The 19,811-nt window shown below is 37.0% G+C and carries 22 protein-coding genes and 1 other annotated feature; of the genes, 3 read left to right on the top strand and 19 right to left on the bottom strand.

Translation table 11 applies throughout. The features are described 5' to 3' along the window. Positions 1 to 284 precede the first annotated feature (284 nt). From nadA to nadB, 3 genes are read right to left on the bottom strand one after another with little or no spacing between them, the layout of a single operon-like run. Complete coding sequence (gene nadA, locus CDZ89_RS05825) at positions 285 to 1,388, bottom strand: quinolinate synthase NadA (protein ID WP_096153213.1); 1,104 nt, start codon at positions 1,386 to 1,388, stop codon at positions 285 to 287. Between the two features lie 13 nt (positions 1,389 to 1,401). Then, entirely contained in the window at positions 1,402 to 2,241 is an 840-nt protein-coding gene (gene nadC, locus CDZ89_RS05820; RefSeq protein WP_096153212.1) for a carboxylating nicotinate-nucleotide diphosphorylase, read from the bottom strand. A 15-nt stretch (positions 2,242 to 2,256) separates the two neighbouring features. Continuing rightward, entirely contained in the window at positions 2,257 to 3,807 is a 1,551-nt protein-coding gene (nadB, locus tag CDZ89_RS05815; RefSeq protein ID WP_100333354.1) for an L-aspartate oxidase, read from the bottom strand. 395 nt (positions 3,808 to 4,202) lie between these two features. Between nadB and CDZ89_RS05810 the strand changes: the two genes are divergently transcribed. Next, the gene (locus tag CDZ89_RS05810; RefSeq protein ID WP_096153210.1) at positions 4,203 to 5,357 is read left to right on the top strand and encodes an IscS subfamily cysteine desulfurase; all 1,155 of its coding nucleotides are present in this window, start codon (positions 4,203 to 4,205) and stop codon (positions 5,355 to 5,357) included. Then, complete coding sequence (locus CDZ89_RS05805; RefSeq protein ID WP_096153209.1) at positions 5,354 to 5,893, top strand: transcription repressor NadR; 540 nt, start codon at positions 5,354 to 5,356, stop codon at positions 5,891 to 5,893. The genes CDZ89_RS05810 and CDZ89_RS05805 overlap by 4 nt, the downstream gene beginning before the upstream one ends. Before the next feature lie 47 nt (positions 5,894 to 5,940). Here CDZ89_RS05805 and CDZ89_RS05800 read toward each other — a convergent pair whose 3' ends face one another. From CDZ89_RS05800 to CDZ89_RS05750, 11 genes are all read right to left on the bottom strand, one after another. Then, complete coding sequence (locus tag CDZ89_RS05800) at positions 5,941 to 6,384, bottom strand: ACT domain-containing protein (RefSeq protein WP_096153208.1); 444 nt, start codon at positions 6,382 to 6,384, stop codon at positions 5,941 to 5,943. Positions 6,385 to 6,690: 306 nt separating this feature from the next. Continuing rightward, complete coding sequence (obgE, locus tag CDZ89_RS05795; RefSeq protein ID WP_096153207.1) at positions 6,691 to 7,974, bottom strand: GTPase ObgE; 1,284 nt, start codon at positions 7,972 to 7,974, stop codon at positions 6,691 to 6,693. Positions 7,975 to 8,012: 38 nt separating this feature from the next. Next, on the bottom strand, positions 8,013 to 8,546 hold the full coding sequence (locus tag CDZ89_RS05790) for a Spo0B C-terminal domain-containing protein (RefSeq protein WP_096153206.1): 534 nt from the start codon (positions 8,544 to 8,546) through the stop codon (positions 8,013 to 8,015). Positions 8,547 to 8,823: 277 nt separating this feature from the next. Then, positions 8,824 to 9,114: a 50S ribosomal protein L27 gene (gene rpmA / locus CDZ89_RS05785; protein WP_026558613.1), complete on the bottom strand. Its 291-nt coding sequence runs from the start codon at positions 9,112 to 9,114 to the stop codon at positions 8,824 to 8,826. A gap of 13 nt (positions 9,115 to 9,127) precedes the next feature. Continuing rightward, positions 9,128 to 9,454: a ribosomal-processing cysteine protease Prp gene (locus tag CDZ89_RS05780; protein ID WP_096153205.1), complete on the bottom strand. Its 327-nt coding sequence runs from the start codon at positions 9,452 to 9,454 to the stop codon at positions 9,128 to 9,130. 13 nt (positions 9,455 to 9,467) lie between these two features. Continuing rightward, the gene (gene rplU / locus CDZ89_RS05775) at positions 9,468 to 9,776 is read right to left on the bottom strand and encodes a 50S ribosomal protein L21 (protein WP_096153204.1); all 309 of its coding nucleotides are present in this window, start codon (positions 9,774 to 9,776) and stop codon (positions 9,468 to 9,470) included. Positions 9,777 to 9,790: 14 nt separating this feature from the next. Then, positions 9,791 to 9,873 (bottom strand) — a sequence feature (ribosomal protein L21 leader region). A gap of 49 nt (positions 9,874 to 9,922) precedes the next feature. Continuing rightward, a complete protein-coding gene (locus CDZ89_RS05770) occupies positions 9,923 to 11,365 on the bottom strand; it encodes an Rne/Rng family ribonuclease (protein WP_100333353.1) in 1,443 nt (480 codons plus the stop codon). Between the two features lie 242 nt (positions 11,366 to 11,607). Further along, positions 11,608 to 12,477, bottom strand: a complete 870-nt coding sequence (locus tag CDZ89_RS05765) for a M50 family metallopeptidase (RefSeq protein WP_096153202.1) — start codon at positions 12,475 to 12,477, stop codon at positions 11,608 to 11,610. Further along, on the bottom strand, positions 12,470 to 13,249 hold the full coding sequence (locus CDZ89_RS05760; RefSeq protein WP_096153201.1) for a M23 family metallopeptidase: 780 nt from the start codon (positions 13,247 to 13,249) through the stop codon (positions 12,470 to 12,472). The genes CDZ89_RS05765 and CDZ89_RS05760 overlap by 8 nt, the downstream gene beginning before the upstream one ends. Before the next feature lie 115 nt (positions 13,250 to 13,364). After that, positions 13,365 to 14,363 carry a type II secretion system protein gene (locus CDZ89_RS05755; RefSeq protein ID WP_096153200.1) on the bottom strand — a complete coding sequence of 333 codons (999 nt, stop codon included), beginning with the start codon at positions 14,361 to 14,363 and terminating at the stop codon, positions 13,365 to 13,367. A 15-nt stretch (positions 14,364 to 14,378) separates the two neighbouring features. After that, positions 14,379 to 14,885 (bottom strand): prepilin-type N-terminal cleavage/methylation domain-containing protein, encoded by a 507-nt coding sequence (locus tag CDZ89_RS05750; RefSeq protein ID WP_100333352.1) that lies wholly within the window; start codon positions 14,883 to 14,885, stop codon positions 14,379 to 14,381. Positions 14,886 to 14,954: 69 nt separating this feature from the next. On the opposite strand from CDZ89_RS05750, the gene CDZ89_RS05745 reads away from it, so the two are divergent. Next, positions 14,955 to 15,440, top strand: coding sequence for a PilW family protein (locus CDZ89_RS05745; RefSeq protein WP_157842679.1), 486 nt, complete (start codon positions 14,955 to 14,957; stop codon positions 15,438 to 15,440). A gap of 44 nt (positions 15,441 to 15,484) precedes the next feature. Here the strand turns inward: CDZ89_RS05745 and minD are convergent, their stop codons facing one another. The 5 genes from minD to CDZ89_RS05720 all read right to left on the bottom strand — a co-directional run bounded on the left by minD (position 15,485) and on the right by CDZ89_RS05720 (position 19,667). Beyond that, on the bottom strand, positions 15,485 to 16,282 hold the full coding sequence (gene minD / locus CDZ89_RS05740; RefSeq protein ID WP_096153197.1) for a septum site-determining protein MinD: 798 nt from the start codon (positions 16,280 to 16,282) through the stop codon (positions 15,485 to 15,487). Positions 16,283 to 16,285: 3 nt separating this feature from the next. After that, positions 16,286 to 16,978, bottom strand: a complete 693-nt coding sequence (minC, locus tag CDZ89_RS05735; RefSeq protein ID WP_096153196.1) for a septum site-determining protein MinC — start codon at positions 16,976 to 16,978, stop codon at positions 16,286 to 16,288. Between the two features lie 173 nt (positions 16,979 to 17,151). Then, positions 17,152 to 17,670, bottom strand: coding sequence for a rod shape-determining protein MreD (gene mreD, locus CDZ89_RS05730; protein WP_100333351.1), 519 nt, complete (start codon positions 17,668 to 17,670; stop codon positions 17,152 to 17,154). Beyond that, positions 17,667 to 18,584: a rod shape-determining protein MreC gene (gene mreC / locus CDZ89_RS05725; RefSeq protein ID WP_096153194.1), complete on the bottom strand. Its 918-nt coding sequence runs from the start codon at positions 18,582 to 18,584 to the stop codon at positions 17,667 to 17,669. Before mreC ends, mreD begins: the two co-directional genes overlap by 4 nt. Before the next feature lie 63 nt (positions 18,585 to 18,647). Then, positions 18,648 to 19,667, bottom strand: coding sequence for a rod shape-determining protein (locus CDZ89_RS05720; protein WP_096153193.1), 1,020 nt, complete (start codon positions 19,665 to 19,667; stop codon positions 18,648 to 18,650). Positions 19,668 to 19,811 lie beyond the last annotated feature (144 nt).

Genomic DNA, 19,811 nt, shown 5'->3' with positions numbered 1-19,811 from the left:
TTTGTATCTAAAATATCCCTGTATTTCCTAAACCGTTCCTTTCCGCTGCAGACACTTCCTTTCCGCGGGGAGCGCAAGGGAAGGTTATTTTCACTATCGTGAAAAAACCTACTCCTCGGCGTACCGCCTGTGGGGTCTCACGCTTCGCTCTTCTTCCCGCAGGAGTGAAGTGTCTTCCGCTCCAATCCACTCTAGTTTCTAAAATAAGCAGAAAAAATATTATTTTTAAAAAAACAAAAATAAAAAGGCAAAAGCTGTAGTTTGCTTCTGCCCTTCATCCATTATTATGCATGCTGTAGCATGACGTTTAAAGCCTTTGTTGCGTAGTCTGCTACTTCTTTTTCTACTTCTATTTGATTATGAACCTCGCCTGTTTCAATTGCTTCTAACGCCCACAATAAGTGCGGCAGGTCAATTCGGTTCATTGTTAAACACGGACACATATAAGGGTTAAGTGAGACGATTTCTTTATCAGGATGCTGCTGAATGATACGATTCACCAGATTCATCTCTGTTCCAATTGCCCATGAGCTTCCACTAGCCGCATTTTCAATCGTTTCGATAATATACTTAGTACTTCCCGCATCATCACTCAACGCAACAACTTCGCGTGTACATTCTGGGTGTACGATAATTTTCATTTCAGGCTTTGTTTTGCGAATATGTTCAATGTTGGATACCGTAAACTTTTCATGGACAGAGCAATGCCCTTTCCATAAAATCACTTTCACGTCCGTTGGGTCTCCTTCCCATTCTAGCTTGTTTTCAATTGGATCCCATACAGCCATTTGCTCTAAAGGAATACCTAGTTCGTACGCAGTGTTTCTTCCTAAATGTTGGTCAGGCAAGAATAACAATCTTTCTTTTTGAGAAAATGCCCATGCCACCATTTGTTTTGCGTTGGAAGAAGTTACCGTGGCCCCACCATGTTTTCCACAAAATGCTTTGATTGCAGCAGTTGAGTTAACATACGTTAATGGTAATATAGTGTCCCCAAATACTTGCTGTAACTCTACCCATGCGCGTTCTGTTTGATGAATATCAGCCATATCTGCCATAGAACAGCCTGCTCTCATATCAGGTAAGATAACAGTTTGTTCATCCGTTGATAAGATATCTGCTGTTTCTGCCATAAAGTGTACACCACAAAATACAATGTATTTTGCAGTAGTATTAGCAGCTGCTTGCGCTAATTGTAAAGAGTCTCCAGTTGCATCTGCAAACTGAATTACTTCATCTTTTTGATAGTGATGACCAGGAATGAACAGTGTATCTCCCATCTTCATCTTAATATCTTTCACTCTTTGTTCCATTTCTTCTGTTGACATATTTTTATATTTATCTGGAAGTGTCACATTTGTATTCTTAATGATGTCTAACATGCTCATCTGTATCTCTCCCTTATATTTTTTTCCCAACATTAAAGCTAATGTCTAGTGCACGAGCGGAATGAGTTAAGAAACCTAATGAAATGTAATGTACACCTGTGTCGCTGAAGTCGGCAATCGTAGACATATTAATCCCACCAGAAGCTTCTGTAATGATATGGGCTGGAACTAGTTTGACAAATTCTTTTATTTCTTCTGGCGTGCGATTGTCAAACATAATAACGTCAGCACCAGCTTCTACTGCTTCTAACACTTGTTCACGCGTTTCTGTTTCCACTTCGATTTTCACCATGTGTCCAACTGTTTCACGTACTTTTTCAACAGCTTTCGTAATCGATCCACAAAATTCAATGTGATTGTCTTTAATCATAACTCCATCATACAATCCATAACGGTGGTTCGAACCGCCACCACAAAGCACTGCATATTTCTCAAGCATACGTAAACCAGGAGTCGTTTTTCTCGTATCACATAATTTCGTAACGTCACTATTTAACTGTGTTACTGCCTTATTCGTGATGGTAGCAATACCACTCATACGTTGAATAAGATTTAAAATAACTCTTTCTCCTGTTAAAAGAGCACTCATTTGTCCGTGAACAGTCGCAATAACATCGCCTTTTTGCAATAGCTCCCCATCTTTTTTCATAAAATGAAATTCCACTTTCTCATCTAAAAGCTTATAACCTTGTTTCATTATTTCTTGCCCTACAAAGATTCCATCTTCTTTTGCAATAAATCTGCCAGAACCTATCATTTCCTCAGGAAATAGAGATAAGGATGTAACATCTCTCTCCCCGATATCCTCTATGAAAAAGCTTTCTAACATTTTTTTTAGTTTTATTTTATTCATCGTTCTCTTCCCCCTTTAAACGAATAAAGTTTCACCTGTTGTATGTGTAATTCTTCGATTGTCCCAACTTTCCATGGAGTCTGGGAAATCGTCTCTAAAATGTGCGCCACGACTTTCTTCTCGTTGTAGACAGGCGTCCACCATTAAATAGCATAGCTGTAACATTTGAACAATTTCAATATCTTCATATTTTAATAAATTATCTGGTGTATATTCTGTCCAGTATGCCTCGTACTTCTCTAACCAGCTTTTCATTTGTAGTAATTTCTCTTCTGAGCGAACGATACCTACATGTTTCATCATCATAGTTTGGATTTCACTTTTGGCAGGTAAGACAAGTGAATATACTTTATTACAAATTACTTCTTCGTTAATACTTAGAGGATTTAAGACTTCTTTTTCGTCTAATTCCACTATTTTTTCAGCAAGTTTTTTAGAAAATACGATACATTCTAATAAAGAGTTGCTAGCTAATCTGTTAGCACCATGAACACCGTTACACGCAGCTTCCCCTACTGCGTACAGATTTTTCACAGACGACTCTCCATACACATTCGTTTGGATACCTCCCATGAAAAAATGCGCGCCAGGTACTACCGGAATAAATCCTGATTCAATATTTATGTTATTTTTACAACATAACTCGGAAATAGCAGGAAAGCGCTGCTTAAAGTTTTGAATGGATTTGATATTTAAATAAATTCTGTGGCCTTTTTGTAGGCACTTGTAAATGGCTCTTGATACGATATCCCGGGGTGCCAAATCTTCTAAAGGATGAAGATTTTTCATGATTCTTTCCCCTTTTTCATTAACTAAAAATGCTCCTTCGCCTCTTACTGCTTCGGAAATCAATCCGACTGCCTTGCCATTGACTGATAGCATTGTCGGATGAAATTGCATAAATTCTAAATCAATTAATGATGCCCCTGCTTTGTAAGCCATTGCTAAAGCAGATCCTGTAACAGATTCGTCGTTTGAAGTGAAAGAGTAGATAGCGCCTACACCGCCTGTTGCTAATACAACACGCTTAGCTATATATTTTTGTATATTCCCTTGTATGTTTAATGTTTTGATACCGTAACAATTATTTTCGTGCACTAATAGCTCGTAAGCGGTTTCATCTTCTACCACTTTTACATTTGTGTTTTCTTGCAAAAATGTCATCAATTCTTTTCCCGTTTGATCGCCACCTGCATGCAAAATGCGATGATGAGAATGTGCACCTTCCATTCCGAGGGAAAGTGTACCTTTATTCGTTTTATCAAATTTCATTCCTTCTTGAATTAAGTTCGTTACATGTTGTGGGCCTTCCTTAACTAGAAGTTCAACCGCTTCTTTGTTGTTTAAAAAGCATCCTGCAACTAATGTGTCTTCGTAATGGAATTGCCAGTGATCACGTTTATCTATTACACAAGCTATTCCACCTTGAGCAAGAAATGAGTTATTTGAAGATTTTTTCAACTTTGTGAAAATCATCACATTCATATGCTCACTTAAATATTTTGCAGTCATTAATGCAGATAATCCACTGCCAACAATTAAACAATCTATTTTTCGGTTAGGCATAAAAAGCCCTCCTGTATACACTGGTGTCTTGACACCTATATTTACATATATTTTAATTAATGACAAGAGTTTTTTTTAGATAGCTAGTTTACTATTGTTTAAACTAAGTTTTATAATGCTAATGTTGAAATTCTCTAAAAACCGCTCACTCTCCGCGGACGAACCACCGAGCCTCCTCGTTCCTGCTATCTTCTCGGTTGGCTCGTTTTTCCGCAGGACAAGGAATGCTTCGACAGCGATACATCGCACGCAGTAAATGCGGATGCATTTTCAAGGAGTCTCGCAAATTTTAGAGATTTTCAACAGATTCAGGTTAAGACTTGATTAATTTATGAAAATTATTTTACCTAAAAAATATCATTTTCAACCCAACTAAAGAGAGGGGTTCATCAAGGATGATTTATTTAGATTTTGCGGCTACAACTCCTTTAAGTAGTGAAGCAATGCATGCGTATGAACATGTGTCAAAAGCTATTTATGGAAATACGAGCAGTTTGCACGATGAGGGTACAACTGCTAAACATATTTTAGAAAGTTGCAGAAACGAACTTGCAAAATTACTACATTGCGAGAAGGATGGCATTTATTTTACAAGCGGTGGTACAGAATCTAATTTTCTTGCCATTCAATCATTAGTTAGAGGTAATTCCAAAAAAGGAAAACATATTATTACAAGCAGCATAGAACACGCATCTATTTATCACCTTGTTAAACAGTTAGAGGTGGAAGGTTATGACGTTTCTTTTTTACCTGTAGATGAGTTTGGCTTAGTATCTCTTCAAGCTCTAAAAGAAACCGTAAGAGATGACACTTGCCTTGTTTCTATTCAGCACGGAAATTCAGAAATTGGCACAACCCAAACTTTGCAGGATATAGGTAAGTTCCTTCATGACAAAGGGATTATTTTCCATAGTGATTGTATTCAGACCTTTGGAAAAATCGAGGTCGACGTTAAGCAGTTACATGTAGATGCCCTGTCGATTTCTGCTCATAAGATTTATGGACCTAAAGGAGTTGGAGCTATATACATTAAGCCTTCGGTACGTTGGGAGCCAGTTATTCCAGGAGGAACACACGAACGTGGCATGCGCCATGGAACTGTGAATGTCGCTGGCGTGGCAGCTTTTGTAACAGCTGCTCAATTGACGTGTCAAGAAATGCTTAGTAATGCTAAACGGACAAATGAGCTTCGAAAATTATTAATCCAATTAATAGAGGAAGAGTTGGATTTCATTCATGTGGAAGGCCATCCTAAAAATGTTTTACAAAATATTGTTGGTTTACGACTTCATGGAGTGGAAGGTCAACATGTTATGTTAGAATGTAATCGGAAAGGCATTGCTATTTCAACAGGAAGCGCATGTCAAGTTGGCTCTACATCCCCTTCGCGTGTCATGATAGCGACTGGTAAGAGCGTAGAGGAAGCACATGAACTTTTTCGCGTATCCTTTGGAAAGCAAACGACCGAAGAAGATATTGTATTTTTAACTCAAGTGTTAAAGCAAATTATGGCAGACTGGCAAATTAAAGGAGTGAAAATGCCATTATGACACCATCAGATAAAAAAGTATTAGGTGAAGAGAGACGAAAATTAATTTTAGATTGGCTACAAACAGAAAAATTGCCACTAAAAGGAGGCGAACTTGCCCAAAGAACAAATGTCAGCAGGCAAGTAATCGTTCAAGATATTTCGCTTCTTAAAGCTAAAAACGAGCCTATTTTAGCTACTAGTCAAGGCTATGTATATATTAAAAGTCCAGTGAAGGAGAAAAAAGTAGAGCGGATTATCGTGTCCTTTCATCCACCCGAAAGAACGAAAGAAGAACTATACTTACTAGTAGATCACGGTGTAAAAGTGAAAGACGTACGGATCGAGCATCCTGTATATGGAGACTTAACAGCTTCCGTTATGGTGGAAACGAGAAGGGAAGTAGATGAATTCATTAAACGAATCGAAAGTACGAATGCATCTTATTTGTCTCAACTCACAGATGGGACACATCTGCATTTGATTGAAGCGGATAGTGAAGAGAAATTGAATGTAGTGTGTGATGCTTTGAAGAAAGCTGGAATGTTAGTAGAATAAGAAAAAAACGCAGAGGAATATGTTTCCTTGCGTTTTTTTCTTCCTTTTTATGCGCCGGTTCCTAAAATTTCTACTTTATTAACGTAATCTAGTGCTTTTAATTTATTTAATAATGTATGTATATCGTCGTTTATTGCTGAAATGTCTAGAGATAACGTGACGTTAGCTTTTCCTTGTAACGGAATGGTTTGATGGATTGTTAATACGTTGCATCCAGATGTAGCTACAATGGCTAACAATTCTGATAGTGCTCCTTTTTGATCGTCTAAATGGAAAAACAAGGAGATTATTTTTTCTTTTACAATTTTTTGAAATGGAAACACGGTGTCGCGATATTTATAAAATGCGCTACGGCTTAAGTCGACCTTTTTAACGGCTTCGGCGACGGAGGGTACTTTACCTCTGGCTAGTAGTTCTTTGGCTTCTAGTGCCTTTGCCATTGCTTCTGGTAGTACATCTTCTCTAATTAAGTAAAATTTCTCGTTAAGCACAGCCTCTCTCCTTAAATGAAATACAAGACACCCTAAGATATAGGGTACTAACTGTTGATGATAGCACGAGGCACTCGCTTTCCGCGGGCGGTAAAAAGGATGGTTATTATCACTATAGTGAAAAAACCTACTCCTCGGCGCACGGCGCCTGTGGGGTCTCCCGTGTTTCGTTTTTCCTGTAGGAGTCTCGCGCCTCGTGCTATCATCAACTTGTTTTGCTTAATAGTATATTTAGGTTTTTTAATCATTTTTTATTAATAATATACAGAAAAGAGAGGATTAAGCATCCCCTCTTTAGTGAATATATTAATCGATGAATTCGAATTCGAAGTCCATTAGGCGTACGATGTCGCCGTCTTTTGCTCCGCGTTGGCGTAGGGCTTCGTCTACTCCCATACCACGTAATTGGCGAGCGAAACGACGAATAGATTCTTCTCGTTGGAAGTTTGTCATAACGAATAACTTCTCTAACTGCTCACCAGACACTACCCATGTGCCATCTGGCTCACGCGTAATTTTGAAGCCAAGCTCTTGTTTTTCATGCTTATAAAGAACATTTAATTCTTCCGTTTGTTCTTCGTGTAAAGGATATTCTGGTGCATCCTCTAATTCATCTGCTACTGCAAATAGAAGATCACGTAAACCTGTGCGGGAAATCGCAGAGATTGGGAAAATCTTCACTTCATCCCCTATTTGCTCTTTAAACGTCTCTAAATTTTCTTCTGCACCAGGCATGTCCATTTTATTGGCTACAATAATTTGTGGACGCTCTGTTAATCGAAGGTTGTACTCACTTAATTCCTGGTTGATTACATTGTAATCCTCAAATGGATCGCGCCCTTCTGTTCCTGCCATATCAATAACATGTAAAATAACACGTGTACGCTCAATATGACGTAGGAATTGATGGCCAAGGCCAACACCCTCGTGTGCACCTTCAATTAAACCAGGTAGGTCTGCCATTACAAAACTTCGGTTATCATCCGTTTCTACTACTCCTAGATTTGGAACAATCGTTGTGAAGTGATATTCCGCAATTTTAGGTTTTGCAGCTGAAACAACTGATAATAAAGTTGATTTACCAACACTCGGGAATCCTACAAGACCTACATCTGCTAGCACTTTTAACTCAAGGATAATGTCACGTTCTTGTCCTGGTTCCCCGTTTTCCGAAAGCTCAGGAGCAGGATTTGAAGGAGTAGCAAATCGGCTATTTCCTCTACCACCACGACCACCCTTTGCAACAACAAACTGTTGACCATGTACGGTTAAATCCGCCAAAATCTCTTCTGTTTTTAAATCTTTAATGATTGTTCCAGGTGGAACTTTAACAACCATGCTCTCTGCATTACGACCGTGCTGGTTTTTACTCATCCCATGTTCCCCACGGTTTGCTTTAAAGTGACGCTTGTAACGGAAGTCCATTAACGTTCTTAGTCCTTCTTCTACCTCAAGAATAACGTTAGCACCTTTTCCTCCGTCACCACCAGCTGGACCACCATTGGGTATATATTTTTCACGACGGAAAGCAACCATACCGTTACCGCCGTCTCCACCTTTTACATATATCTTGACCTGATCGACAAACATTTTTTATTCACTCCGTCCTACTAAAAAGAATTGGAATTTTATTTTGTGATTATTTCACACTCTACTGTGTATTCCAAGTCAGTCCCAATTTGATTTACATTCGTAAAAATACAGTTTTCACTATCAAACCACATTTTCACATTATCGTTCTCTAATATTATTCCACTTAAATCGAAAAAGAAACGAACGAATCCATCTTCACATTCGATACTAAAGAATAATTTATTTTCTGCTCGCTTGTCCACACTACTTTCAATTGTTTGAAACAATGTTTGAATGGCTGTGTAGAGCTTGTTGTCATAATTCGATAAATTTTGTGGGTTGTTAAGCATTTCATACTCTATGGAAAATAATTTTGGCTCCCAACTAAATGTTAGAATATATTCGACAAATTGTGGAGCTTGTAAGTTAGATAAACAAGCTTCGTGATGGGCTTCCATTACAATCTCACTTATAAGGTCTTCAATCCGTTCATATCGTTGTAGCGCAAGGTTTGCTTTTATTAACTGGATTTTATTTAACCAATCATGCCTCGAATGACGCAATACTTCAATCGTATCTCTATTTTTCATTTCATTAGTCTCCTACCACTTTTTCCGAAACAGTTTTCTGTTCAAATTATAACAAAGATAAGAAAAGAATGGAAAAGATAATTGAATTGTAAAATATTAATTTGTTGATTGGAGTGGAAGGCGCGAGACTCCTGCCTAAATGCAGGTAAAGTGATACACGCTTGTGCGAAAGCTACGAGAAGGCTCACGAGACTGCCCGCTTAAAACGAGTGCCTTCTACTCCAATCAACAAAAAAATAAAACTCTAACCAATCGGCTAGAGTTTTATTCCATCACCTTAAGCTTCTTGAGCTACAGGATATACGCTAACTTTTTTGCGGTCACGTCCGAAACGTTCGAATTTAACAACTCCGTCCACTTTCGCGAATAAAGTGTCGTCTCCACCACGTCCTACGTTTTCACCTGGATAGATTTTAGTACCGCGTTGACGGTATAAAATTGATCCACCAGAAACGAATTGACCGTCTGCACGCTTAGCGCCTAGACGTTTAGAAATAGAGTCACGTCCGTTTTTAGTACTACCTACTCCCTTTTTGGAAGCAAAGAACTGAAGATCTAATCTTAACATTGAGATCCACCTCCTAGTTAGAAATGGTTATATATTTTTTATAATCACGTTCAATTGTCTCTAGAGACACGACCATGCCTTCTAAAAGCAATTGAATTTTTTCTTTTGTTGATTCTTCTAAATTAGATGGAATCGAACAGCGAAGAAAACCGTCTGCTCCTTGCTCAATATGAGGAGTAACGCCACATAGCGCTATAATAGAATTGACTGTTCCGAATGAAACAGCGGAAACTCCAGCACATACAATGTCGGACCCTTTTTTGGCAAAGTTAGCATGTCCACTGATTGTAAACGATTCGATTTTATTAAAGTCGTTTCGTTTAATCTTTACTTTTATCATCTGTTATACCAAATTAAGCGTTGATTTTTTCAACAGTTACTTTAGTGTAAGGTTGACGATGACCTTGCTTTTTACGGTAGTTCTTTTTAGCTTTGTATTTGAATACAGTTAGCTTTTTCGCACGACCTTGTTTTTCAACTTTAGCTGTTACAGAAGCACCTTCTACAACAGGGCTACCAACTTTAACAGTTTCGCCACCTACGAAAAGAACTTTGTCAAACGTTACAGTGTCACCTTCAGTTGCATCAAGTTTCTCGATGTAGATCATTTGACCTTCTTCAACTTTGATTTGTTTACCACCAGTTTCGATAATTGCGTACATTCTCTGCACCTCCTCATTAGACTAAGACTCGCCAGCATCAGGTGTATGAATCTAGTTCATCCTTATATGTACCTGGACTGTGCGGTTGTAGCACGGGTGCGCTACAAACTAACAAAGTATATCTTAGCATAGCGAGAATCGCAATGTCAATATACTTTTAGCGTTTTCAATCGTTCTTTCGCATCTAAAACAGACCCTAAAAATCTTAATTCAAAAAAAGGAGCCCCTTCTTTTACTATATAAAATACTTCAACTTGTACGTTACTTAAAGTTTGAAGATATCTTTTAACGTTACTAGTTGTTTCAACTATCACCGCCTCTATGTCAGTAGAAACGCTTGAAAGCTCCCTTTCTAATTGATAAGCAACTGTTTCTGCAGAAAGAACTCTCCCAGCACCATGGCACGCTTCACACGATTGCTTGAGTAAGTTAGTTAATGGCTCTCTTCTTTTTTTTCTTGTTATTTGCAGTAAGTCAAGTTCGGTAAATCCAACTGGTACGACGATTGCTTTATCTTTTTTCGTTTCTTCTTTAAAAGTAGAAAGGACTACGTTTCTATCTTTGTCGCTTTTCATTTCAATGAAATCAATGATAATAATGCCGCCAATATCTCTTACTCTCAGTTGTCTTGCTATTTCAGTTGCCGCTTCTTTGTTAATGAGCGTTGCCGTTTCTTGAAAGTTAGTTTTCCCTGTGTACTTTCCACTATTAACATCAATAACCGTCATTGCTTCGGTATGTTCAATAATTATATAGCCCCCGCTTGGTAGCCATACAATTTTCTTCCTTACTTTCTCTATTTCCTGTTCAATCCCATAATGAGAAAATATATTTTCTTTTCCATTGTAAAAATGTACAGGAGCATTGTGATTTTTCAAAAACTGAAACGTCGTTGAATCATCTATGTAGATTTTATGGATTTCTTCTATTCCAATATCCTTTATTGTTTTACCGATAAAGTCGTTGTCTTCAAAGAGTAAGGAAGGAGCCTTCCTATTTTGTGATTTCTTTTGCAAATCAATATATTGCTGTTGCAAATCCGTAAGCTCTTTTTCGATTAAGCTTACAGCTTTCCCTTCTGCGTTTGTGCGGATGATGATGCCTTCTTCTTTTGTACACCAACTATTTGCAAGTTCACGCCACTTTTCTCGTTCTTCTTTCTTCATTTTTTTCGACACAGATTTAAACCTTCCGTGTGGTTGGTAGATGACATGTTCACTAGTGAACTCTATTATGCCAGTAAGTTTTGGTCCTTTATTTCCATCGCCTTCTTTTAATACTTGAACGATGATTGCTTCTCCTTGGTGCACCCATTTAGAGATGCTTGTTTTTTCTTTTTCCGCTTTTGGTGTAAAAGAGGCTTGGTAGGACGACAAATGGTCACGATGAATGAAGCCTGGTTGCCCTTCACCGATATCGACGAAAGCAGCTTGCATGCCAGGTAATACATTCAAGACGCGACCTAAATATATGTTTCCTTCGATTTGTTTGTAAGTTGGACGGCTGAAAAATAGTTCGGTTAGTTTGCCGTCTTCTTTTAACACAATCCTTTTTTCGGTTCCTTTTATATTCATCCAAAGTTCTTTCAAACTAATTTGCCTCGCTTATATTAAAATAAATTTACGTACTAAACGTTGCAGTTCGCTGTAGGTGCTCGCTTTCCGCGGGCGGTCGCGGGAGCCTCCTCGGCGCGTTTTGCGCCTGCGGGGTCTCCCTTGACACGCATTCCCGCAGGAGTCTCACACCTACAACGAACTGCAACTTAATAAGTATTAATAATACAGTTTATTGTACTAACTTGCTTTATAAACAACTCAGTAGCATTAACTTATTAGTATGAATAAAGAATATCTCCTATATCGATTGTCGTCAATCTTTCGGTGAAGTAGGCGTGTAAAATTTCGTTTTCGTCAAGAGGTGATTGTTTTTTGTCGCCTTTCATGACAATGACATTGTGTTTGCATCCACGTTGAAACTTTTGTAGGACGTGTTGGATTTTTTCTTTCTCATCCACCACTATCGGTTCAATCTTCGAAAAACTAATAGATTTACCGTAATATCGTTCCACAAGGAATCGAACAAACACATAATGCCGGTGCTTCCACTCATGGTATAGCGAATAAAAAAGGAAACTAGCGATAATCCAAATATTTAAGTGATAAGGGTCTATAAATAAATAAACAATAAAAAAGCATGCTAAAAAAATGCTAGAAAAACGCAATACATTCTCAAAAGCATCTATGAATGGCTGTTTTTTACTTAAGATTAGAAACAACAATTTTCCACCATCGAGTGGCCATATTGGTAAAAGATTAACAATAAAGATCATTATATTCATTATCATGAAAAGTTCGAATGTACTAGTTGAAAGAAATTGAAGAGTGTGAAGAACATAGGCACCTATACCGAGAAGAAGGTGCTGGAAAGGTCCCGCAAGGGTAACAATTAATTCTTCCTTCACTGGTCGATTTCCATGTTCTTCCGTTTCACATACTCCGCCAAACGGCAATATTAATATTTGTTTAATTCTCCAAGAAAAAAACGTCGCCGCGACTGAATGGCCTAATTCATGCACGAAGACGATAATAAATAAAAGAAGTAACTCCCAGAAGTTTGCTGTCACAATCGAAATTCCAATAATGACCCAAAAGATTGGATGAATATGAATTTTCTGTGCCAATGCAAGCCATTTATTATTCAAATGATATCACCTGGATTGGATCAATGAATTGATCCTCTTTTTTAATTGCAAAGTAAAAAACTCCGTTTGTACCATCACTACTTTCACTCGTTCTTCCTAGTTCTGTTCCAGTTTCAACAAATTGAAATAACTTAACATCAATCGTTGCAAGATGACCGTACCACGTTTGTGTTTTGTCTGGGTGTTGAACAATGATCGTGTTTCCCGTGTCAGGTTTTTTCCCTACAAAATTTACCCATCCTTCATTCATTGCTTCTACTTTTGAGTGAAGAATAGTCTCTACAAGAATGCCTTGTCCATTGCTTTCGAAGTTTTCCATCACACGACTAGTTGCTGGTACAGCATATTGAGTGTTCGTTTGTTCTGGATTGGTACGTGTCGGTTGTAATTGTGCTGGTAAAATGGCAGACAAACTGCCAAATCGATCTTCATACCATTTGGAAACAGCGGCAAACTGAAAGCTTTGTTCCATCGATTGAACAACAAATTGTCGAGGCTTTTCAAAGGTTGGTGACCCATCTTTAAACATGATACCTACTACTAGTACTAAAATGGCCGAAGCTAGTATTTTAAATATAAACGCTTCTTTATTGAACAAAGGATGTCCATTTCCATCCATTGGCCCATCTTCAAAAGATGTATACGTATTGGAATATTTTTCTTCATCCTTTAACATGTACGACGACACTTGACTTTGCCTCGTTCGATTTTTTAATTTATTTTGTCTTCGCTTAGCAGCTCGTTTTTTCATCGCTTCAATCTGTTCGTTCATACACACATCCCCCAAACTGTATTTCTAGTACTAGCATTATATGACTTGTCCAGTAGGAAATATGTCAATACACAATTAAAAACCAAAAATAAAAAGAGTAGAAAAATCTACTCTTTTATCGATACTTCACAGAAATATTATGTTTTGCACCTTTACCAATTGGATCTATTAAAAACACTTTTTTCCCTTCTATTCTCTTCACACCAGTAATAGATAAAGAGGCGTTTCCACCAACTTCTACAGTATTAGTAAATTGAACATCTGAGATATTTATAACATTCAATTCAGAAAATCTACTAACTACGTTAACTGGACCTTGGAATACTACGGAGCTAATGCTGTCACTACTTCTTACGTTCAAAATAGAGTTGCCACCGATATTAATTGTTTCATTAATGATTACTTTTCCACCGCTAACAACCAAATCACAAATAATATTGCCTTGAAAGTCATATGGGATATTTTTACCACTTATATTACCATTACCGACTCTTCTTCTACAGCTGTGTATAAAATTCCCCTTTTCATCATCATCATTAAAAACAGGAGCATCTGTACCAGGCTGGGATCCTGTGTCATCTGAATCAGAATCATCATCTGGATTTGGATCAGTTCCAGGTGTTCCTGGTGGATCGGGAGTCTCTTCATCTTCTGGTTCTGGTAAGGTAGCATTCACGTACAATAAGCGAATCACTTCTTTTTCTTTCAAGGTAGCCCCATTAGCTATTCCTTTACTAATATAAGTAATAACTACTTGATCGCCTTCCATTGTTACATCTTCATAACCCACTTTAAATTTAAGGTTACCGTTTTGAGGTGTTAATGAAATTTCTACTGCTTTGTCAATACTTGATAATTCCTCTTTCACTTCATCCGCATTCATGTTTGTTATTAAACTAGTGGAAGAAACTGTTACCTTTTTAACATCTTCTCTAAAGTAGAGTTTTCCCATGTCTGTTAAATTTTTCAACTGCACCGACTGTTCCGTTATTTGATTTTGCTTAGATGTATTCGTCACACTGTTAATCAAAGGTGGTGTCATTAAACCTACAACTGCGATAATTAAAATTACTGCTACAAGCGTGTATCCTTGTTGATTGTTTAAGTACTTCATTTATTCACACCTTTCTTATTCATAATCATTTAAATTAATATAATGAAACGTATCATACACAATTTTTCCTTTTGGATTTGTACCAACAGATTGATAAATCTTAATATGTGTACGGGACAAAAATAGATTTCTTTCCTCCGGAGTCGAACAGATGATAATGTCTAAGTAATATTCTTTATTATTTACTTCATAATAAAATAGATTTACATCGTCCTTGTATTCTAGGTCAACATCCCCACTAAAACTATTATTAATATTTAATGGGTTTTGACCACATACATATTCGTTTAAAAACAACAAATCAATAATGTCGTCACTTTGCTTCACATTAAACATTATTCTCTCTGCTATATTAATACCTGTAAGTTTATCTTCCTCTTTCACAGAGTAAAACAACGCTTGTGAGAAAAAACTTAAAAATGTTACAATAATGATGCTTAATATTACAATGGAAACTAATATTTCTATTAATGTAAAACCTTTATTATTTTCTAGTATTTTTTTTTTATTTTTTATAAACAATTCGACTCACCCTACTATTCTACAAGTCTAGCTATATTTTACTATATTTTACGGAAAATGGTGAAAAATTTGAAAAAAAAATTAATTTTTGTTCAAAACAATCATGGTTTAACATTAATTGAGCTACTAGCTACTATAGCCATCGCTTCTATCGTCCTAGTTCTTATTACTACTTTATTAATCGCTACACAAAAGCAAAATAATATGACACAAACACATAACGCCATTCGCCAGGAAGCAAATTTCATTATAACTAATTTAAGAAATTTGCACGATGTTGAACCATACACCATATGTTACCATACAGATAAAAAGATTTATTTAGACAATTCATTATCAAGCGCATTAGCACACTCTAAATATTTTTTCGAAGATGTAGTAATTAAACAAGAAGGTAACATAATAGAAGCTACAAATAAGTGTATAGAAAATATAGATATACATGTACCTATAGAAGTAAAATTCACTATAAAAGATGATTACAACAACGCATATACGATTGATACTGTAATAGATAGAGTTGCTCCATTTCCAGAAACGGATACATCTAACTAAACGGTAAAAAGCTACCTTCCTAGTAACGGAAGATAGCTTTTTTATTATCTTACTCCAAAAAACTTCTTTAGTTTATGCATAACACCTTTATTATCTTCATCTAAAGATTGTAAAGGTACAGACTCACCTAAAATACGGCGAGCGATGTTTCGGTATGCGATGGATGCTTTGCTTGTTGGATCTAGGGCGATTGGTTCGCCACTGTTAGATGCGCGAATAACGCTGTCATCATCAGCAACAATACCAATAATGTCAATCGCAAGGATTGATACAATTTCTTCGACATCTAGCATTTCACCGTTCTTTACCATATGGTTACGAATACGGTTAACGATAAGGCGTGGCGGTTCAATGTTTTCTTTTTCTAGTAAGCCAATAATTCGATCTGCATCGCGAACAGATGAAATCTCTGGAGTTGTTACAACGATCGCTTTATCTGCTCCAGCAACGGCATTTTGATAGCCTTGTTCAATTCCAGCAGGGCAGTCAATAATAATATAATCATAGTCTTGCTTTAATTCTGTAATAAGTTTTTTCATTTGCTCAGGATTTACCGCTGATTTATCACTTGTTTGTGCAGCAGGTAATAGTTTTAAACATTCAAAACGTTTGTCGTTAATTAACGCTTGATGCGTTTTACAACGACCTTCAATCACATCTACTAAATCATAGATGATACGGTTCTCTAAGCCCATGACAACATCTAAGTTGCGTAGGCCAATATCGGTATCTACTAAGCATACTCTTTTTCCTTGTAATGCTAGAGCTGTTCCTACATTAGCGGAAGTTGTAGTTTTACCAACTCCACCTTTACCAGAAGTAATTACGATAGCCTCTCCCACTTGTTACATTCTCCTTTCAAGCCTAGTTAACATTGGTCTTAGATGCGAAAGCATTTGTAAGCGGTCAATGATAATCGCTTCGTTATCATCAATATAAGCGCATTCCATTTCATTGCTTCCTTCTAGTTGTTCTGTTAAATCAGGAGCTCGATTAATAACATCATGAATGGATAGTATGTTCGGTTTCATTACACTCGCTGCAATGATGGCATCTTTTTTTCCAGCTTGCCCTGCAAATGCATTTCCACGTAAAGAGCCTAAAACAAAAATATTTCCACCAGCTTTTATCGTACCACCTGGATTCACATCACCAATCAAGAGTAAATCGCCTTCTACTTGTAATTCCTGTCCAGAACGAATCATTCTTGCAACAGAGACAATTTCTTCTTCTTGCTTCCACTTTTGTGCTTGTTCTTTCGTGATTACATTACTTTCGATAGACTCCACCATTAAGTTCTTTTTACTTCTTATCACATTACGAAGTTGTTCTTCTTGTTTATTTGTACAGTAGCGATTCCCTACCTTTAGACGAACCCCAAGTAAAGGGGAATCATCTTGCTCTCGGTTACTATCTGTAGAAAGTTTTGCTTCTAACTCACTTACTAATTCTTCAAAAGAACAACTATCATCAAGATGTAACGTTAGTCCTTCTTTTGTTCCTTTTATCGTTACATATTGTTGTTTTTGCCTACTCATGACGTTCACCTCAACGAGTATAACTTTCGACATAGGCTATTAAAATTCCTTGTTTTGCATCATAATTATGTACAATCTATAAACCTATTAACTGTTACAAGGAAATAATTGCTAGTCTAATTTATACTCACCTAAAAAATTAGGTGAGTACATATTTACTATTATATACTATTTTACTCTTCATTCATTTCTAATACGAGATTATTTAGAAATTTTTTCAGTGGATAGATTAAAATGATTGCTGCTGTTGCATTAAATAATAGGGTCGGAAGCAATCGAGTATAAAGAAATTGATCATGCATCATTCTCGTAGATCCTATAATGGAATGGATGTTATAAGCTGTATATTCAACGAATACAACACTAATAACAGCAGCAAAAACAGCCACTAAGGCATGATTATGAATAATGCGCATTAGTAAAAACGCACCATAAGCTACTAACGTAAAGGAAAAAATATAAATCCCCATAATTCCTGTATAGACAATATCTATTAAAAAACCAAACACAAGACTGTAGACGATACCGAAATATAAGCCACCATAAATGGTAATAAAGATAAGGGCAATTAGGACGAAGCGTGGAGCAATAATCCAATCTTCATGCAATGAGTGTAGCGGGAAAAAGTCGATCGCCAAACTTTCAAATACGAAAAGGAAAATGATGATGACTGGTAAGAAGTATCTTCTCACTCTGAGCCCTCCTCTTCGTTTTCGCCTTCTTCTTCGTCTGCTTCCGTTTCTACTTCTTCGTCAAACGCGTCAAATTCTGATGCCATTTTTCGCTTCGTAATCATAACATGATTTATATCATAAAAATTAGCAGCTGGCTTTACATAAACGGTTTGTGTTAAACCAAACTCGTCTGAAACGACTTCTAATACTTCTCCGATTAGAAGACCTTGTGGAAAAATACCACCTAAACCAGATGTTAATACTTTGGATCCAGATTCAATTTCTGCATTATGTGGAATTCTTTTTAACATTAAAGCTTCTCGTTCTTCATCATATCCTTCGATAAGTCCGAAGAAATTTTCATCCCCTTGTATATATGCAGAAATTCTATTTTTCGGGTCTAATGAACTTAATAGTTGGACGGTAGAAGTAAATGGAGTTGTGTGTTTCACTTTTCCAATTAATCCAGTTGAAGTAATAACAGCCATGTCTTTTTCTATTCCATGCTGTTTTCCTTTATTAATGATAATCTGTTCTCGCCATTGATCAGGATTTCGTCCAATTACAGTCGCTGGCATCGGGTTATAGTCACGCAATGTTTCTATTTCCCCTAACACTTCACGTATTTCATCGTTCTCTTGTTCTAATCGTTGAACTTTTGTTTCAAGAATCGCATATTCTTCCAATCTAGCACGAAGTAGTTTATTTTCTTCATACGTATTTTTCAAATGGCTTACATTCTCAAAGAAACCCGCGACATAGTGTGCGGGTCTATACAAAATGGATTGAACAAAGCCTGAAGTATCTTTTACGAACTGTTCTGGCCAAGATAACTCTTGACGCTCTTTTAATGAAAAACCAATCAATGCCACTAACACAATCAAACTAACTAACAAGACAATTAATTTTTTGTTAAGGAAGAATTGTGGCATTTTTTACACCTTCTTTTATTAAATCAAATTTACCTTTGGTTGTTCGCACCGTAATTTCGGATTCTAATAACGGTAATCTTTTGATTTTTTCTTGAATTCATCAATATAATCTAACGCTTTACCTGTTCCGATTGCTACACAATCTAACGGATTTTCTGCAATAATAACTGGCATTTTCGTTTCTTCACTAATCACTTTGTCTAAGTTACGTAATAGTGCTCCACCACCAGTTAGCACAATTCCTCTATCCATAATATCTGCAGCAAGTTCAGGTGGCGTTCTTTCTAGCGTAGCTTTTACCGAATCCACAATAGATGTAACGGTATCTTTTAATGCAGATTCTACTTCTTTAGCAGTAATTTCTACTGTTTTTGGTAATCCAGTTAAAAGGTCGCGCCCACGAATCTCCATTGGCTCGATATCATCCGAATCACCTGCGGAACCAATTTCAATCTTTAACGTTTCAGCCGTTCTTTCACCGATCATTAAGTTATAATTTTTTCTAATAAATGAAATGATCGCGTCGTCCATTTCATCGCCGGCAACTCGAATCGATTGACTCGTTACAATGCCACCTAAAGAGATAATGGCAACTTCGGTTGTACCGCCACCGATGTCCACTACCATGCTTCCTGTTGGTTCCATTACCGGTAGGTTCGCACCAATTGCAGCTGCAAATGGCTCTTCAATTGGGTAGGCATCTCGTGCACCAGCTTGACGTGTTGCATCGATTACTGCACGTTTTTCTACAGCTGTAATGCCAGATGGTACACATACCATTACGTATGGCTTACGAGCAAACATACCACGCGTTTTGAAAGCTTGTTTAATATAATATTTCATCATCGCAGCTGTTGTTTCGTAGTCAGCGATTACTCCATCTTTCATTGGGCGAAGTGCTACGACGTTACCTGGTGTACGGCCGATCATATTTTTTGCGTCGTTTCCTACTGCAACAATTTGTTTTGTGTCTGTTTGCATTGCTACTACAGACGGTTCACGTACTACAATTCCTTTTCCTTTAATGAATACGAGTGTGTTTGCTGTACCTAAGTCAATTCCTAAATCTCTTGAACCAAACATTTAATGTATCTCCCTTTCTGAAACCGTTACTTTTATTAGAATAATTTTATTCGGTGATTAATAAGGACGAGATTGCCCTATAGTTGTGTTTAGCCATTATACAAAAGCGTATCGTATAGTTAAAATCAACATAATAACTTGAAA

Source organism: Bacillus alkalisoli (assembly GCF_002797415.1).
Taxonomy (GTDB): domain Bacteria; phylum Bacillota; class Bacilli; order Bacillales; family Bacillaceae_I; genus Bacillus_CD; species Bacillus_CD alkalisoli.
Note: the sequence above shows the minus strand (reverse complement) of the source record. Positions and strands in the feature narration are given on the sequence as shown.

Coding starts and splice junctions, on each gene's coding strand:
- nadA (WP_096153213.1), bottom strand. CDS start 1,388: ATGAGCATGTTAGACATCATTAAGAATACAAATGTGACACTTCCAGAT.
- nadC (WP_096153212.1), bottom strand. CDS start 2,241: ATGAATAAAATAAAACTAAAAAAAATGTTAGAAAGCTTTTTCATAGAG.
- nadB (WP_100333354.1), bottom strand. CDS start 3,807: ATGCCTAACCGAAAAATAGATTGTTTAATTGTTGGCAGTGGATTATCT.
- CDZ89_RS05810 (WP_096153210.1), top strand. CDS start 4,203: ATGATTTATTTAGATTTTGCGGCTACAACTCCTTTAAGTAGTGAAGCA.
- CDZ89_RS05805 (WP_096153209.1), top strand. CDS start 5,354: ATGACACCATCAGATAAAAAAGTATTAGGTGAAGAGAGACGAAAATTA.
- obgE (WP_096153207.1), bottom strand. CDS start 7,974: ATGTTTGTCGATCAGGTCAAGATATATGTAAAAGGTGGAGACGGCGGT.
- CDZ89_RS05790 (WP_096153206.1), bottom strand. CDS start 8,546: ATGAAAAATAGAGATACGATTGAAGTATTGCGTCATTCGAGGCATGAT.
- rpmA (WP_026558613.1), bottom strand. CDS start 9,114: ATGTTAAGATTAGATCTTCAGTTCTTTGCTTCCAAAAAGGGAGTAGGT.
- CDZ89_RS05780 (WP_096153205.1), bottom strand. CDS start 9,454: ATGATAAAAGTAAAGATTAAACGAAACGACTTTAATAAAATCGAATCG.
- rplU (WP_096153204.1), bottom strand. CDS start 9,776: ATGTACGCAATTATCGAAACTGGTGGTAAACAAATCAAAGTTGAAGAA.
- CDZ89_RS05760 (WP_096153201.1), bottom strand. CDS start 13,249: ATGAACGAACAGATTGAAGCGATGAAAAAACGAGCTGCTAAGCGAAGA.
- CDZ89_RS05755 (WP_096153200.1), bottom strand. CDS start 14,363: ATGAAGTACTTAAACAATCAACAAGGATACACGCTTGTAGCAGTAATT.
- minC (WP_096153196.1), bottom strand. CDS start 16,978: ATGAGTAGGCAAAAACAACAATATGTAACGATAAAAGGAACAAAAGAA.
- mreC (WP_096153194.1), bottom strand. CDS start 18,584: ATGCCACAATTCTTCCTTAACAAAAAATTAATTGTCTTGTTAGTTAGT.
- CDZ89_RS05720 (WP_096153193.1), bottom strand. CDS start 19,667: ATGTTTGGTTCAAGAGATTTAGGAATTGACTTAGGTACAGCAAACACA.